Origin of the sequence: Leisingera sp. M658 (assembly GCF_025144145.1) — a bacterium.
Lineage (GTDB): Bacteria > Pseudomonadota > Alphaproteobacteria > Rhodobacterales > Rhodobacteraceae > Leisingera.
This window is the reverse complement of record NZ_CP083546.1, coordinates 2,467,119-2,483,000: the sequence shown is the minus strand read 5'-3', so window position 1 is coordinate 2,483,000 and position 15,882 is coordinate 2,467,119. Positions and strand designations below refer to the sequence as shown.

The 15,882-nt window shown below is 61.0% G+C and carries 13 protein-coding genes; 6 read left to right on the top strand and 7 right to left on the bottom strand.

The genetic code is table 11. The features are described 5' to 3' along the window. Positions 1 to 65 precede the first annotated feature (65 nt). A complete protein-coding gene (locus K3724_RS12380; protein ID WP_259985228.1) occupies positions 66 to 1,817 on the bottom strand; it encodes an acetolactate synthase 3 large subunit in 1,752 nt (583 codons plus the stop codon). Between the two features lie 404 nt (positions 1,818 to 2,221). Between K3724_RS12380 and K3724_RS12375 the strand changes: the two genes are divergently transcribed. Next, positions 2,222 to 3,073 (top strand): hypothetical protein, encoded by an 852-nt coding sequence (locus K3724_RS12375; protein ID WP_259985225.1) that lies wholly within the window; start codon positions 2,222 to 2,224, stop codon positions 3,071 to 3,073. 308 nt (positions 3,074 to 3,381) lie between these two features. Further along, positions 3,382 to 3,528, top strand: a complete 147-nt coding sequence (locus tag K3724_RS12370) for a hypothetical protein (RefSeq protein WP_259985223.1) — start codon at positions 3,382 to 3,384, stop codon at positions 3,526 to 3,528. Positions 3,529 to 3,610: 82 nt separating this feature from the next. On the opposite strand, the gene K3724_RS12365 is transcribed toward K3724_RS12370, so the two are convergent. Then, on the bottom strand, positions 3,611 to 4,600 hold the full coding sequence (locus K3724_RS12365) for an MBL fold metallo-hydrolase (protein ID WP_259985200.1): 990 nt from the start codon (positions 4,598 to 4,600) through the stop codon (positions 3,611 to 3,613). Between the two features lie 264 nt (positions 4,601 to 4,864). On the opposite strand from K3724_RS12365, the gene K3724_RS12360 reads away from it, so the two are divergent. Continuing rightward, complete coding sequence (locus K3724_RS12360) at positions 4,865 to 6,013, top strand: lytic murein transglycosylase (RefSeq protein WP_259985198.1); 1,149 nt, start codon at positions 4,865 to 4,867, stop codon at positions 6,011 to 6,013. Positions 6,014 to 6,018: 5 nt separating this feature from the next. Here K3724_RS12360 and K3724_RS12355 read toward each other — a convergent pair whose 3' ends face one another. From K3724_RS12355 to K3724_RS12345, 3 genes are all read right to left on the bottom strand, one after another. Further along, entirely contained in the window at positions 6,019 to 6,987 is a 969-nt protein-coding gene (locus tag K3724_RS12355) for a LuxR C-terminal-related transcriptional regulator (protein WP_259985196.1), read from the bottom strand. Between the two features lie 70 nt (positions 6,988 to 7,057). Continuing rightward, positions 7,058 to 7,702, bottom strand: a complete 645-nt coding sequence (locus tag K3724_RS12350; RefSeq protein WP_129370486.1) for a response regulator transcription factor — start codon at positions 7,700 to 7,702, stop codon at positions 7,058 to 7,060. 65 nt (positions 7,703 to 7,767) lie between these two features. Further along, a complete protein-coding gene (locus K3724_RS12345) occupies positions 7,768 to 9,195 on the bottom strand; it encodes a cache domain-containing protein (RefSeq protein ID WP_259992630.1) in 1,428 nt (475 codons plus the stop codon). Between the two features lie 284 nt (positions 9,196 to 9,479). Between K3724_RS12345 and K3724_RS12340 the strand changes: the two genes are divergently transcribed. From K3724_RS12340 to K3724_RS12330, 3 genes are all read left to right on the top strand, one after another. Continuing rightward, on the top strand, positions 9,480 to 10,562 hold the full coding sequence (locus K3724_RS12340; RefSeq protein WP_259985194.1) for a TRAP transporter substrate-binding protein: 1,083 nt from the start codon (positions 9,480 to 9,482) through the stop codon (positions 10,560 to 10,562). Between the two features lie 140 nt (positions 10,563 to 10,702). Next, positions 10,703 to 11,629, top strand: coding sequence for a TRAP transporter small permease subunit (locus K3724_RS12335; RefSeq protein WP_259985192.1), 927 nt, complete (start codon positions 10,703 to 10,705; stop codon positions 11,627 to 11,629). Positions 11,630 to 11,644: 15 nt separating this feature from the next. Next, positions 11,645 to 13,999, top strand: a complete 2,355-nt coding sequence (locus K3724_RS12330; protein ID WP_259985190.1) for a TRAP transporter large permease subunit — start codon at positions 11,645 to 11,647, stop codon at positions 13,997 to 13,999. 142 nt (positions 14,000 to 14,141) lie between these two features. Here K3724_RS12330 and K3724_RS12325 read toward each other — a convergent pair whose 3' ends face one another. Continuing rightward, on the bottom strand, positions 14,142 to 14,525 hold the full coding sequence (locus K3724_RS12325; protein ID WP_259985189.1) for a VOC family protein: 384 nt from the start codon (positions 14,523 to 14,525) through the stop codon (positions 14,142 to 14,144). Next, positions 14,525 to 15,349, bottom strand: a complete 825-nt coding sequence (locus K3724_RS12320) for an arginyltransferase (protein WP_259985187.1) — start codon at positions 15,347 to 15,349, stop codon at positions 14,525 to 14,527. Before K3724_RS12320 ends, K3724_RS12325 begins: the two co-directional genes overlap by 1 nt. Between the last annotated feature and the right edge of the window lie 533 nt (positions 15,350 to 15,882).

Below are 15,882 nucleotides of genomic sequence, written 5' to 3'. Positions count from 1 at the left end.
TCGCTGCCAGGAAAATTCGAATTTTCCTGGCAAATTTCTTCGAAGAAATTTGCGGCGCTGCCGCGTTACACCAGCACTGCGCCGCCGGCCTGGATAACGCCTTGCGTATCGGCCTCGCCCAGCAGCATCTCATTATGCGCCTTGCCTGACGGGATCATCGGGAAGCAGTTCTCGTGCTTTTCCACCAGGCAATCAAAGATCACCGGCCCGTCGTATTCAATCATTTCCATGATCGCATCATCCAGGTCCTTGGGATCGCTGACACAGATACCTTTGGCGCCGAAAGCCTCGGCGAGTTTCACAAAATCGGGCAGCGATTCCGACCAGCTGTGCGAGTAGCGCTCGCCGTGCAGCAGTTCCTGCCACTGGCGCACCATGCCCAGACGTTCATTGTTAAGGATGAACTGTTTCACCGGCAGGCGGAACTGCATCGCGGTGCCCATCTCCTGCATGTTCATCAGCCAGGAGGCTTCGCCCGCGACGTTGATCACCAGCGCGTCCGGATGCGCCATCTGGGCACCGATCGAGGCCGGAAAACCATAACCCATGGTGCCAAGCCCGCCCGAGGTCATCCAGCGGTTCGGATCCTCGAAATTCAGGTATTGCGCCGCCCACATCTGGTGCTGACCGACCTCGGTGGTGATATAGCGGTCATGGCCCTTGGTCAGCTCTTCCAGGCGCTGCAGCGCATATTGCGGCTTGATGGTCTTGTCCGAGTTCTTGAAGTTCAGGCAGTTCACCGCGCGCCATTCGTCGATCTGCTTGTGCCATTTGGCCAGCGCCTCGCGGTTCACCTTGCGGCCGCGCGACTTCCAGACCTTCAGGATGTCTTCCAGAACATGCGCCACATCGCCCACGATCGGGATATCGACCCGGATCACCTTGTTGATCGAGGAGGGATCGATATCGATATGCGCCTTCTTCGATTTCGGGCTGAAGGCGTCGATCTTGCCGGTAATGCGGTCGTCAAAGCGGGCGCCGATGTTGATCATCAGGTCGCAGCCGTGCATCGCCATGTTGGCCTCATACAGCCCGTGCATCCCCAGCATCCCCAGCCAGTTTTTGCCTGAGGCCGGATAGGCGCCCAGCCCCATCAGGGTTGAAGTCACCGGGATGCCGGTGCCGTCAATCAGCTCGCGCAGCAATTGGCTGGCGGCATTGCCGGAGTTGATCACGCCGCCGCCGGTATAGAACACCGGGCGTTTAGCGGTCTCAAGGGCTGCGACCAGTTCGGTGATCTCCTCCATGTCGCCTTTGACTTGCGGCTGGTAATGGGAGGCGGCTGGTTTCGGCCCGTTATAGGTACCGTTTGCAAACTGCACGTCCTTGGGAATGTCGACCAGAACCGGGCCCGGACGGCCCGAGGTAGCGACATGAAAGGCCTCATGCAGGGTGCCGGCCAGCGCATCAGTGTCCTTGACCAGCCAGTTGTGCTTGGTGCAAGGGCGGGTGATGCCGACGGTATCAGCCTCCTGGAAGGCGTCCGAGCCGATCATGAAGGTCGGCACCTGGCCGGTGAGAACCACCAGCGGGATGGAATCAAGCAGGGCGTCCGTCAAGCCGGTCACCGCATTGGTGGCACCGGGACCAGAGGTCACCAGCACAACGCCGGGTTTGCCGGTGGAGCGGGCATAGCCCTCGGCGGCGTGCACCGCGCCCTGTTCGTGGCGCACCAGCACGTGGCGGATGTCATTTTGCAGAAAGATCTCGTCATAGATCGGCAGCACGGCGCCGCCTGGGTATCCGAAGACTACATCCACACCCTGATCCTTCAGGGCTTGGACAACCATCTTTGCGCCGGTCATTTCACGTGTCATCTGCTTTTTGCTCCAATTGGCGGCATCGTCCGTTACGCATAAAAAAAGCCCCCGATTTCAAGTCGGAGGCGCATGGGTTCGATTATGGTTTACCGTTACCGGCCCATGCGCTTGGTTCCTACGATTACGACTAGGGTGGTCACGGCCACAGGCTCCTTTTTGCGTTGCGGGCGACATTATGGGCGCTGGACAGGGGCGTCAACCGCCAAATGTATCAAAAAAGCGCTGCGCGGGGACATTTTCTTGCTTGAACCCCGGGGTGCAGCGACATTTCCGCGAAGGCAGAGGGGTGCGGTGATGCGGAATCGTTCAAAACCGGCACGCCGGTGTCCCGTTTTTGCAAGATCAGCAGATTTTCCACGGGCAAGCTCAACTCAAAAGAGCACACAGGGAAGGATGCAAAAATGGTTCAACTTTCTGATCTGATCGACTTGGGACGGTATCCGATCGACCGGCCCGGCTCCGAAGCTTATGCGCGGCTGATTGCGGATCTGCAGCGCGACCTGGGGGCGGATGGCTGTGCGGTGCTGCCGGGATTTGTGCATCAGGACGGAATTGCCAGACTGGCAGCTGAGGCCGATGCGGTGGCCGGGCACGGCCACAAATCCTTCAGCCGTACCAATGCTTATTTCAGCAAGGACGACACCGCGCTGCCGCAGAGCCACCCGGTGCGCCAATTCTATGACCGCTCCAACGCCTTTATTCCGGCGGATAACTTTGGTGCGGACAGCCCGCTGCGGGCCATTTATGAGTTTTCCGGTTTCATGCCCTTCATCCGCACCGCCCTGGGGGAGCCAGAGGACCGGTTCTTCCGCTATGACGATCCGCTGGCCGATGTGATCATCAATATGGTCGAGGAGGGGCAGGGCTTCCCTTGGCATTTCGACACCAACAATTACACGGTGACACTGGCGATCCAGAACGGCGAGGCGGGCGGCGATTTCGAATATGCCCCGATGCTGCGCACCCCCGCGGATGAGAATTATGACGGCGTGGCGCGGGTGCTGGCGGGCGGCTCGCCGCTGGTGCGCAAACTGGTGCTGCAACCCGGCGACCTGCAGATTTTCCGCGGCCGCTATTCACTGCACCGGGTCGCTCCTGTCGAGGGTCCGCGCAGGCGCTATGTCGGTATCTTCTCCTTTGTCGAAAAAGAAGGCATGTGCGGCGGGGTTGAGCGCACCAAACAGCTGTATGGCCGGGTGCTGCCGCGGCATTACGAACGTGAAGGCCTGCGCGCCGACGCGTTGCGGGATTGATTGCTGCTTGACCCTTTGGCGGCAAGGACACCTTGATCCCAAGGGGATCCGCAGTTTGAGCTTGATTGGCAGCCGCCTGTTCCGCACAGACATGGTGCCGTTCCAATACGCCAAGCGTTTCCAAGGGCAGCTGCAGCAGAATTTCAAGGATTAGCGGCGGTCCCGCCACCGGCAGGAGCGGGAACGGGCAAGCCTTCGAAGGGTTCCTGCACCGGACACCGGCCATTCTTTACGGCGCTTCGGATCTTCACCACATAGCGGAAACTGTCACACGGACGGGGCAGTTTGCCGTCGCGCTGGAGCGCGCATTGGCCCGCACCGGCGGCTATGCGCAGTTCATGACCTGGTATTTCCGGCGCAATTGCCTGGAGATCGGCGCGCCGGATCTTGAGCAGATGATCTGGGGGATTCTTGCCCAGGCAGGTTTCCCGCAGCGGCGGTTTCTATCCAGGTGATCAGGCAAAGGACCGATGCCGGGCGCCCTGGGGGAGGGCACCCGGCCAGCCGGGCACAACATTGTTGCAGCAATGCCGAGGATTACTCCGTCAGCGCGTTGTGCCCGAAATAGAGGAACTCCTTATCCATGCCCTGAACATCCGCGGCGGCCAGCGACAGTGATGCACTCTCCAGTATCTTGAAGCTTTTCTGGTCCTGTACCCAGGTGTCGGCTGGCTGCAGGGTCGACAGCGTATAGGTGGTTGTCTCGGACAGGTAGTGGGTTGGGATCACCACCTTGGGCTGGATCCGCTCAACCAGTGCATTGGCTTGGGCATAGGACAGGATGTGTTCGGAGCCATCCACTGGCAGGGTCAGCACGTCAATCCGGCCAATGGCATCCCAGAACCCGTCTGCCGGGTCAGGCCGGTTGTCGCCCCAGATCAGCGTGCGGATGCCGCCGGTTTCCACCACGTAGGTCACCATATCCATATGGCCCGGGTTATTGGGCGGGCAGGCCTCAACCCCGAATTCAGCCAGCGCATCGGTCCACGGATACCAGCCCGGCGCCACGCAGGCGTGTTTGTCGGCGTAGCCGGTGATCTTCATGTCGGCGAACTCGAATGTGCCTACCATCCGGTCCAGCACCATGGTTGATTGCGGCCGGTCAATGGCGTCGTGGTCGAAATGGGTGTGGGTGGACATGGTGATATCAACCAGTGTCTCCGGGAATTTCTGCTTGAACCACAGCCCCCACGCGCCCGACGGATCATCCCGCCACGGATCGAACAGGATCGAGGTGCCGCCGGGTGAGGTGATCTTGAAGGCGCAATGGCCGTAGAAATCGATCTTGACCTCGCCATCGGTGAATGACCCTGCGTTCTGCAGGTCGATCACATGGTTGTTGTTGCCGGGCTGCAGCCAATCGGTGGATTGCGCCTGGGCGCTGGTACTGCCCAGCAGGCTGGCGGCAGTGCCCACACCTGCGGCACCCGCCGCCGCAAAGAAACTGCGCCGCGACAGCCCCGGTGCCAGATCATCTTTGCGCCCGTCCAGCCTCACCGGATCGAGGTTCTTGCTTTGCTCATCCATTGGTTCTGTCTCCCTGGTGTTTTCTGGCCGCCGCATTGGTGCAGCGATGCAATCAGGCTAGACAGGGTTGGAGGTCAGGGGTGCCCCGAAAGAATATGGGGTAAATATGGGGGGCAGCCCCATAACAAGCGGCCGGGGGCCTGTGGCGGGTCTTTGCTGCGGGGGGAAACCGGGCCTTGGCGCCATCTCCGGATTCTGGCAGCTTGTCAGGAAACAAGTCCGGCGCAACCGGGCTGTAAAACAAACATCGGAACGGGCAGCAGCATGGATATCACACGGCGTCATTTTGGATTTGGTCTTGCGGCTTTCGGGCTGACCGCCTGCAGCAGCACAGTGCCGACGGTCAGCGGCTCCAGCGGCAGCCCCGGCCTGCCGGCGGACCTTCGCCCCGTGCCCAATACGGGCTATGACGCCTGGGTGGCGTCGTTCCGCTCCCGGGCAGAAGCGCGCGGCATTTCCCAATCTACCCTGCGCGCAGCGTTCCGCGGTGCGGGCTATCTGCCCGGCGTTGTAAAACGCGACCGCAACCAGACCGAATTCAAGCGCACGCTGGAGGATTATCTCTCTATCGCCGTTTCGGACGAGCGCCTGTCCAAGGGCCGCGCCGCCTTTGCCCGGCATCAGTCCACCTTGCGGGCGCTGGAGCGCGCTTACGGCGTTGATGCGGAAATCATCTGCGCAATCTGGGGGCTGGAGAGCTTTTACGGTGAGCGCCGCGGCAATGTGCCGGTGATCTCGGCCACGTCAACGCTGGCCTATGACGGGCGGCGCGGGGCGTTCTTTGAAAAACAGCTGATTGCAGCGCTGAAGATCCTGCAGAACGGCGATACCACGCCTGCGCGGATGACCGGCAGCTGGGCCGGCGCGATGGGGCATACCCAATTCATCCCGACATCTTATCAGGCCTTTGCAGTTGATTTCACCGGCGATGGACGCCGCGACATCTGGTCCGAGGATCCCAGTGACTCGCTGGCCTCCACCGCTGCCTATCTGCAGCGCAATGGCTGGACCCGCGGGCAGAAATGGGGCGGCGAGGCCGGGGCGCCGGGCACCCCTGCGGGCCGCACCCTGCAGCCGCAGGCGGGCGGGCCGAAGTTCCTGGTCACTGGAAACTTCAATGCGATCAAGCGCTACAACAACTCGGATTCCTATGCGATCGGGGTGGGCCATCTGGCTGACCGCATCGCAGGCGGCGGCCCGCTGCGCGCCAGTTTCCCGCCGGACAAATACGGGCTGACCAAGGACGACCGCATCCTGCTGCAAAAACGCCTGACGGCCAAAGGGTTCGATACCGGCGGCGCCGACGGTGTGCTGGGACCGAAAAGCCGTGCCGCCATCAGCGGCTTTCAATCCAGCCGCGGATTGCCCGCAACAGGTGATCCGTCGCAGGCGCTGCTCAGCAGCCTTAGGTAACCGGGCTACTCGGCCGAATTCAGCGCGATCAGATGCTGGCGCAGGTTCTCGCGCCGGCTGAGGCCCAGCTTCTGGCGGATGTTATTGCGGTGAAAGTCTATGGTGCTGGTCTCCCGCCCCAAAGTGGCCGCGATCTCCTTGGTGGTGCGGCCCATCATGATCAACTGCATGATCTCGGTCTCCGCTGGCGTCAGCTGCTCCAGTGTCTCGGCCAGCTTGGAGGACAGGCTTGAGGTGATGTTCTTGAGATTATCCTCGACCATCTGCAAATAGGCGCTTTGCAGCTCTCGGTCCGCATCCAGATGCCGCAGCTTGGCCACATAGGGCAATACCATCCCCTTGATCTGCTGCACGATCTGCTGCTCGGTCTCGTGGCGCGAGGCCTCGACATTGTCGATCAGCACGCGCAGCGCGGTATTGGCATCCTCCAGCGCGGTGGTGCGGCGTTTGATGGTGTCTTCACGCGCCCGCACGGTCTCGCGCAGCTCGGCCTGGGCCTGTTTGCGCTGGGCGACTTCCAGCAGCAGCGCCAGATCGCCCTCGACCACCCGGCAGAACTCCTGCAGGCCTTTGCGGAACATCAGCGCCCGTTTGTTGCGGCGGGTGTCCAGCACGCAGATGGTGCCGTAAACCTCGCCATCGGGCCATTTGATCGGATAGCCGATGTAGAAGGACATGGCATGCTCCATGTCTTCGTTGTCCTGCCAGCGGGGGTCGCACTGGGCGTCCTCGACCACCAGTTCGCCATCGGCCTCGAACACGCCGAAGCAATAGAGCTTTTCATTCAGGTGGTACTTGCGGCCCGGGTAATAGGGATTGTTGTCAGCGGAGTTGGAGACCTTGACCCGGTGGTCCAGATCCACCGTCGCCATGATTAATGCGGCGGGCACATCGGTCAGCTCGGCCACCAGGTCCACCACCCGCTGCCATTTGGCCTGGGTTTCAGGTGTGATCGGGGGTTTGTCCATCGTCATAGCGCGTCTCCCTGGCCCGGGAGGCTAGGGCAGGAGCGGCACATCACAAAGGCAAAATTGCGGGAGGGGATCAGAACCCGGCGCCAGTCCCCTGCAGCACGCCATGCTCCAGCGCGTATCGGGTCAGGCCGGCGGTGGAGGAAATGCCCAGCTTGCGCTTGATGTTCTTGCGGTGCGTCTCAACGGTTCTGACTGAGATATCAAGCGCTTGGGCGACTTCTTTGTTTGACTTTCCCTGTGCCAGCTCCAGCAGGATTGTCTGTTCACGGCCCGTGAGCGCCTCGCGGCTGTCGCCACCCTTGGGCTTCAGCGAACCCGCGGCCCCGGTGCAAAGATAGGTCTGCCCCTTCATCACCGCATCAACGGCCTGTTTGATTTCTTCTGTGGGCACATCCTTCAGCACATATCCCATGGCGCCATGGCTGAGCGCGGTGGAGATATATTCGGCGCTGTCATGCATCGACAGGATCAGGATACGGGTGCCGGGGTGCTGTTCCAGAATGATCTCGGTCGCACTCAGCCCGCCAAGATTGGGCATGTTCAGATCCATCAGCACCACATCCGGCGCCAAAGTGCCCATCTGCTCTACCGCGTCGCGCCCGTCAGTCAATGAGCCGACGACCTCGATGTCATCATAGCTTTCCAGGATCGACTGGATGCCCTCGGCGACCATCGGGTGGTCATCCACGATCAGAACTTTCACCGGATCAGCCATCATCCCCCCAACGGCAGATTTCCATTGCTAACGAGGCCCCGCAGGCCGCTGCACCCTCCCCAGGTCTACGGCAATTGCACGGGCGTTCCCTCTTCACCCGGCGGCAGCAGATGGCTCAGAGGCAGGCTTGCCTCGATCACCGTGCCGCTTTGGGTGCCTCGTGATGACAGAATGCGCAAGGCCCCGTCAAGCTGCTCAATCCGTTCCTGCATATTGCGCAGGCCAATGCCCGGCCCGCTGCGCGCATCGCGCGGCGGCAATCCGCGGCCATTGTCGGTGATCCGCATAGTGGCGCCTTTGGTGTGGCCGCGCAGGTCGATGCTGACTTTGCTGGCCTCGGCGTGGCGTTCGATATTGGTCAGCGCTTCCTGCGCAATCCGGTACAGTGCGATCTTGGCATCCTGATCCAGCCGGTTGCGGAACACCACAGTGGAAAACTCTGTCTCAATGCCGGTGCGGGCGGCAAAATCATCCGTCAGCGCCTTCAGCGCTGGGCCCAGCCCCAGGTCGTCTAGCACAGCGGGACGCAGGTCGCGGCTGATCCGGCGCACCTCGGTGATCGCAGTCAGCAGGTTATCGGCGCCTTTCTCCAACGGTGCCGCAGCACCGTCGCTGTCACCACGGGACAGCCGCCGCCGGGTGTTGTCCAGCGCATATCGCACCCCGACCAAAAGCTGGCTGATACCGTCATGCAGCTCCCGCGCCACCCGGCCGCGCTCCTCCTCCTGGGCGTCGAACACCCGCTGGGTCAGCTCCTTCAGCTTGGCATCCGCCAGCCGCCGTTCGCGCAGGTTCAGGAACATGCCGGAGGCAAAGACCAGCACCAAAGAAACCAGAGTGATACCGCCGATATAGAAGAATGTGCGCTGCACCCGGGCCTCAACCTCGGCCCGCGACGCGGCAACCGAAGCCAGCACATCGTCGATGAACACGCCAGTGCCGATCGCCCACTGCCAATCCTGCAGCCCCAGCACATAGGCGATCATCTGCGCCTCTTCCCCGGTTGAGGGCTTCTCCCAGGTGAAGCTGTGCCAGCCTGCACCGATCCGGGCCAGGCGGATGAACTCATCCACCACCGGCACCCCGGCGCTGTCGGTCAGCCCAGTCCAGTTGCGGTTGATAAACTCAGTCTGCCGCGGACTGACCAGATTGGTGCCGTCGTAGTCATAGACAAAAAAGAATCCGTCCTTGCCGTAGATCATCGCACTCAGGATCTGGGTGACCCGCTCTTTGGCTTCGGCATCATCGGGGGCGGCCAGACCGTAGATATGGGCAAAGCCATTGCGCGCCTGGGTCACGTAGTTGCGCAGCTCGGCCTTCTTGGCCTCCAGCAGCTGCAGTTCCAGCGCCTGAATTTCACGTTCGGCAAGGCTGCGCGACTGATAACCCACCAGCACAGCAATCGCAGTGCCCGCCACAATCAGGGGCAGGGTCGTCAACAGCGACAGCTTCTGCGCATAGGTGGGGCGCAGCAGGTATCGGAACAGGCGCATCAGCAGGTCCCCGGAATTGGTCAGATTCTTGTACCGAATCATTTTGCAGCCGCCCAGAGGAATCACATGGGCAGGAGGTATTTGCTCTTAGGGCGGGAGTGGCCCCTTGGGGATTCGCGCCGGGAATGCAGGAACTTTTCAGCGAATGCCCTCAAAAACGTGCCGTTCTACGCAGTACTAGGTATTCACATAAAATTCATCGCCGCTAGGCTGGCCGCACTCGAACCGATCCGCCCGGGGGGGACCTTCCGGGCAATCCGAAGAATAAATGGGAGGAATAAATAATGGATCGCCGTTCTTTTTTGAGAACTTCCGCGCTGGGCGGGACTGCCGCCGCAGCCGGCACGCTGGCTGCACCGGCCTATGCCCAGGGCAAGCGCACCCTGACCATGGTCACCACCTGGGGCCGCGGCCTGGCGGGTGTGCATGATTCCGCGCAATATGTTGCCGACGCCATCACCGCCATGTCCGGCGGCGACCTGACCGTTGATGTGAAAGCCGCAGGCGAACTGGTCGGCGCGTTCGAAGTGTTCGACGCCGTGACCGCAGGCCAGGCCGACATGTACCATGGTGCCGACTATTATTTCACCGGCCAGCACCCGGGCTACGCCTATTTTACTGCCGTGCCTTTTGGCATGACCCCGCAGGAACTGACCAACTGGTACTACCATGGCGAAGGCCATGCGCTGCATGATGAGCTGGGCCAGATTTTCGGCCTCAAGTCATTCATCGGCGGCAACACCGGCCCGCAGGCCGGCGGCTGGTACAACAAGGAAATCAAAGGCCCCGAAGATTTCAACGGCCTGAAATTCCGGATGCCGGGCCTGGGCGGCAAGGCGCTGGGCAAACTGGGCGCCTCCGTGCAGAACATCCCCGGTTCCGAAGTCTATCAGGCGCTGTCCTCCGGCGCGATCGACGGCACCGAGTGGATCGGCCCCTGGGCGGACGAGAAGGCCGGCTTCCAGGAAATCACCAAGACCTACTACACCGCAGGTTTCCACGAGCCGGGCGCGGCACTGTCGGTTGCCACCAACCGCGATGTGTTCGAAGGCCTGTCGCCTGCGCACCAGAAGGTCATTGAAATGGCGTCCGCCGCCGGCCATCAGTGGAGCCTGGCGCAGTTCATGAACAACAACGGTGCGGCGCTGCAGCGCCTGCAGTCCGGCGGCGTGAAAACCCTGGAATTCCCGGACAGCGTCTGGGATGCCTTCGGGTCCGCCACCAAGGACACCCTGGACGAGTTCATGGGCGACGAATTGTTTGCAAAAATCCGCAGCAGCGTCGAAACTTCGATGAAGGCCTCCTCGGGCTGGATCACCAAATCCGAAGGCGCCTACCGCGTTCAGCGCGATCGCGTCCTGGGCTAATCTGCCTGAATGGCATCAATCGGATCCTCCGCCGCCGCGCGGGGGATCCACATGCAGTTGCTGAAACTGCGGGACGGCCGGCAGACGCCGCGCGCCCAACCCGCTAACGGCAGCTTCGCAGCAATCTTCCCGGGGGAAATATGCAGGAAGAGAGTGGCATCACCTTCTTTGGCGCAATCTGGGGCGGGCTTGTCTGGCTGATCCAGAACATCGCCGGCGCCTTTTACAATTTCGGCTATGCCGTCACCTATCCGCAGCTGTGGCTTGACTGGTCCGACAAAGCCTCGGTCATGCGCTTTGTCTACTATGGCGGCTCGGTCGAGTTTTTCTTTGTCGTGTTCACCGCCTTCCTGGTGCTGACCGCTATCGGCCTGTACTTTCGCAATGTCATGTGGGGCATGGTGCGCGGGCTGGAAGGGCTGGCCAACACCGTGGGCCGCTTTTTTGCCTGGGCCGGCCTTTTGATGGTCTTGCAACAGATCATCATTGTCTTCATGCAACGCGTGTTTGCCCGGCCCGACATCAGCTTTGGCTTTGGTATTCCGTTCAGTCAGGACATCAGCTGGTTTGCTGAAGAACTGAAGCTTTACAATGCCTTGGTGGTCTGCCTTTGCGTGACCTACACCTTTGTGCAGGGCGGCCACGTGCGGGTGGACCTGATCTATTCCGGCATCAGTTTCCGCGCCAAGCGGGTGGTCGACATGCTCGGTTCGCTTTTGTTCATGATGCCCACGGCAGTGCTGACCTGGATGTACGGCTGGTTCTTTCTGTGGCGCCACCTGATCGTGCCGAAACCCTCGGCCTCGGACAGCCTGGACCGGTTGGTGATGAAATCCCGCGCCCTGCGCTGGAATGTGGAAACCATCGGCTTCAGCCCCAACGGGTTCAATGCCTATTTCCTGTTCAAGATCCTGCTGGTGCTGTTTGCGGGCCTCGTATTCCTGCACGCCATCGCTTTCTTTTACCGCTCGTACCTCGAGTTTGTCGAAGGCCAGGGCAGCGAAAACAAATACCTCGACAAGGACAGCCTTGGAGAGGGTGAAGAAGCCTACGAAGGCACGCACTAAAGGGACGTCAGAAACATGTTATTTGGACTTGATGGCGTCGAAATCGGCCTGCTCATCGTATTCATGTGCCTCTTCGGGGGCATCCTATCCGGCTTTCCGGTGGCCTTCGCCATCGGCGGCGCCGGGATCATCTCCTTTGGGATCATCGCGGCGCTGGACAGCTCCGGTATCCTGATCCACCAGGCCATCGACACCTCGTCGCAGGCCTACCGCGATCTGGTGAATTCCGGTATCAGGCCGGATAAGGTTTCGGTCTTCCGATATCCGGACCTGCCAACACTGGCGGAACCTGTGTTCACCCAAGGCTGGGAAGTGGCGCTGGACCGCAATGTCTCCTTCATCGTTAACCGGATGAATGAGAGGGTTCTGGCCGGTGCTTCGATTGAAACCCTGCTGGCGGTTTTGATGTTTGTTCTGATGGGTATCACCCTGGAACGTTCCAAGATCGCCAACGATCTCCTGACCACCATGGCGCGCGTCTTTGGCCCGCTGCCCGGCGGTCTGGCGGTGTCGATTGTGGTTGTGGGCGCGTTCCTTGCCGCCTCCACCGGCATCGTCGGCGCCACCGTGGTGACCATGGGGCTCTTGGCGCTGCCCACCATGCTGCGCAACAACTACTCGCCGGAACTGGCAACCGGCGTGATTGCGGCCTCGGGCACCCTGGGCCAGATCATCCCGCCGTCCATCGTGATTGTTCTACTGGGCACGCTCGCGGGCGATCTGTATTCCACCGCGCAGGAAACCCGCGCAATGGAGGCGGGCTGTTCCGATGCGCTGACCTATCTGGGCGAGCCTGCAGTGGTGTCGGTCGGCACCTTGTTCCAGGCGGCGCTGCTGCCGGGTATCCTGCTGGCGCTGCTTTATGCCACCTATGCCTTTGGCTATGCGCTGCTGAATCCGCATAAGGCCCCGGCCGTGGCGATGGAACCCGGCACTGGCGAGGTGATCACCCGCAGTGAAGGCCTGACCTGGTTCCTGGCGGTTCCGGCGGCCTTGGTTGGCGGTGCCATCCTGCTGGGCAGTTTCAACGTGATCGGCAGCCAGAACATCACCGTTTCGACATTCTCGGACGCGGGCGAGACAGCCTCCCTGCGCACCAATGTCGGTGCCGAGTGCAAGGCCGCGATGATCGACCTGCACGGGCAGGAGGATTGGGACGCCGCTGTGGCCGAACAGGAGGCGATCGAGGCTGCTGGCGGTGTGACCCTGTCAGAACGGCTGAGCGAGGATGAAATCATCGCCGCCCGTGATGCCAAGATCGCCGCCGCCGCGCCGATCGGCACCGGCATTTCGGTGATCATGATCCTGCTGGGGCTGGTGCTGGCCTTTGGCCGCGGTGTGGCGCCGTCGCGCGATGCCAAGCCGCTGATCCTGGGCGCCATCGGCGTGCTGCTGGTTGCGCTGGTGGATCTGGTGGCAATTGCACCCACGACCTCGGCCGGTGTCACTGTGCTGTGGATTGCACTGCCGCTGCTGCTGGCGTTGTGGGGCTGCCGCGAGGCCGCAGCGCGCTGCGCCGGAAACGATCTGATCCGGGTGGTGTTCCCGCCGCTGGTGCTGATTGTTGCGGTGCTGGGGTCGATCCTGGGCGGCATCACCAACCCGACGCCCGCTGCGGCGCTGGGGGCAGGCGGTGCCATCATGCTGGCGGCCTACCGCAAGCTGCAGGATCAGGGCCGTTCCGGCAAGATTATCATCTGGTCCACCTTTGCGGTCATGCTGTGCATCCTGGTTGGCATGAATTTTGACCTGCGGGTGAACCAGGGCGGCGTTTCCCTGGAAAGCTGGATTGCCTTCTTTGTGGCCTATGGCGCCTATCTTTTTGCGCTCTTCGGGCTGCTTTACGGCTGCTGGGTGCTGTTCAAATCCGGCGTGCTGTCACCGATTGTGCGGGAGACTGCCAAGGTGACTTCGATGGTGTTCACCATCCTGATCGGCTCGCAGCTGCTCAATCTGGTGGTGATCTCCTTTGGCGGCGAACACTATATCCAGCAGTTCCTGAAGAGCTTTGACAACGAGATGACGGTCTTTTTGATCGTGATGCTGGTGCTGTTCTTCCTGGGTTTCGTGCTGGATTTCCTGGAGATCATCTACATCGTGATCCCCATTGTAGGCCCGGTGATCTATGGCGGTTCGTTTGATCCGAAATGGGTGACCATCATGGTGGCGGTGAACCTGCAGACCTCGTTCCTGACGCCGCCTTTCGGCTTTGCGCTGTTCTATCTGCGCGGGGTTGCGCCCAAGGAGGTGACAACGGCCCATATCTACCGCGGGGTGGCGCCCTTTGTGCTGATCCAGGTGGTGGGCATCGGCATCTTGTGGGCCTTCCCAGCGATTGTGACCATCGTGCCGGCGCTGATTCCGAACTGAGCAGGGCAACAGGAGTAGTAAAACGGAAAAGGGGCCCCATGCGGGCCCCTTTGCTTTTACAGGGAGGGGCGCTGCCTCTCAGCGCCTGTGGCGCATTCACCCCGGAGTATTTGCTGAAAGATGAAACGAAGCGGCGCCGGTATCAGGCGAACTGGATCAGGTCCCAGCGATTGCCGAAAGGATCGCGCCAGACCGCAACGGTGCCATAGGGTTCATGGCGCGGCTGTTCCTCAAATATGACGCCCTGAGCCTGCATCGCCGCGTGGTCGCTGGCAAAGTCATCTGAGGCCAGGAACAATCCGACGCGGCCGCCGAACTGGTTGCCGATGGCGGCCTTCTGTTCAGGTCCTTCGGCACGGGCCAGGATCAGACTGCCCTGGCTGGCGCCCGGCGGCAGGATACGGACCCAGCGTTTGCGGCCCTGATCGATATCCTCGGCCAGCTGCCAGCCGAGCCGGCCGCAGTAAAATGCAATTGCGGCGTCGTAATCCGGCACCACCAGTGAAATGGCGTGAATATGCTGCATCAGCGGCTTCGATGGATAGGCTGTTCGGGCAGCTGAATATTGGCGACCTGTTCGGCAATCGGATCGGTGGACAGCGGATGGCCGGCGGCTTCGAACTCAGACGGGTCGGACATCTTTTTCCATTCGCTGCGGTGATAAATTTCCAGGCCTGCGAACTTGGCCTTGTAGCTCATCTTCTGGCTGCCGGGCACCCAGTAGCCGAGGTAGACATACGGCAGCCCGGCCTCGCGCGCGATGGCGATATGGTCGAGGATCATAAACGTGCCCAGCGAATTCTGCGGCTGGTCCGGGGCGTAGAAGGAATAGACCATGCTGAGCCCATCCTCCAGCACGTCGGTCAGCGATACCGCCGTCAGCTTGTTGGAGCCGGCCTCGGCATATTCCACAACCCGGCTGCGCACCGGGGTTTCCTCGATCATAGCGGCGTATTCGAAGACATCCATATCCGCCATACCGCCATCGGCATGGCGGCTGTCAAGATAGCTGCGGAACAACGAAAACTGGTCCTCGGTTGCCCAGGGCGAGGTTGCACGCCGTTCCAGATGCGCATTGCGTTTAAGCGTGCGTTTCTGGCTGCGGGTGGCGGTAAAGGCCGCCACATCAATCCGCGCCGACAGGCAGGCGGAGCATTCCGAACAAGACGGCCGGTAAAGCACGTTCTGCGAGCGTCTGAAACCCTGTTGGCTAAGGCTGTTGTTCAGCTGCTCCACCCCGTCACCCTGCAGCGCGGTGAACAGCTTGCGTTCCATCCGGCCCTCCAGATATGGGCAGGGCTGCGGCGCCGTCACATAAAACTGCGGTGCAATAGGAAGGGTATGGCGCATCAGAACTCTTCAGCAGTTTCACAGGACAGACGGGACGGTTCGCAACGTTGTCCCATGATGATAGCAACGCGGTTCCAGTGCGCCAAGTGGACTTGTGGAAAATGGTTTAACAGGCTCTTGCGTTGGAAGACGGGCAGACAGGGTCGATTGTTCAATATCTGTCAGGAGTTGCGCCGCTGAAAGCTTCGGCAAGAGCACTTGCGCAGACCGCGGCGCCTTTGCACCCTTAAGCCCGCATCCGGGCGTGCCCGTTCTTTCTGTGTCATCCGGCGCTCCATTTCTGCCCTATCTGCAGGCCTTGCAGAGATTCCAGAAGTTTGGTTTGCGGGCTATGCCTTACGGCCAGGTTTCCAAGATGCGTTTGTTCAAACTGCCCATCTAACGCGGCTTGGATGCTTATGCATGAGATCGCTTGAAATGTTGAAGATTTGGGTGCGGGGTCAAGCAGGTTTTCAGGCGTATGTGTCCTAAAAAACCGGCACTCCTGGTTGGACGCAAAGCAGCTTAGCAAAGCCTTGCCCCTGTGTGTTCCG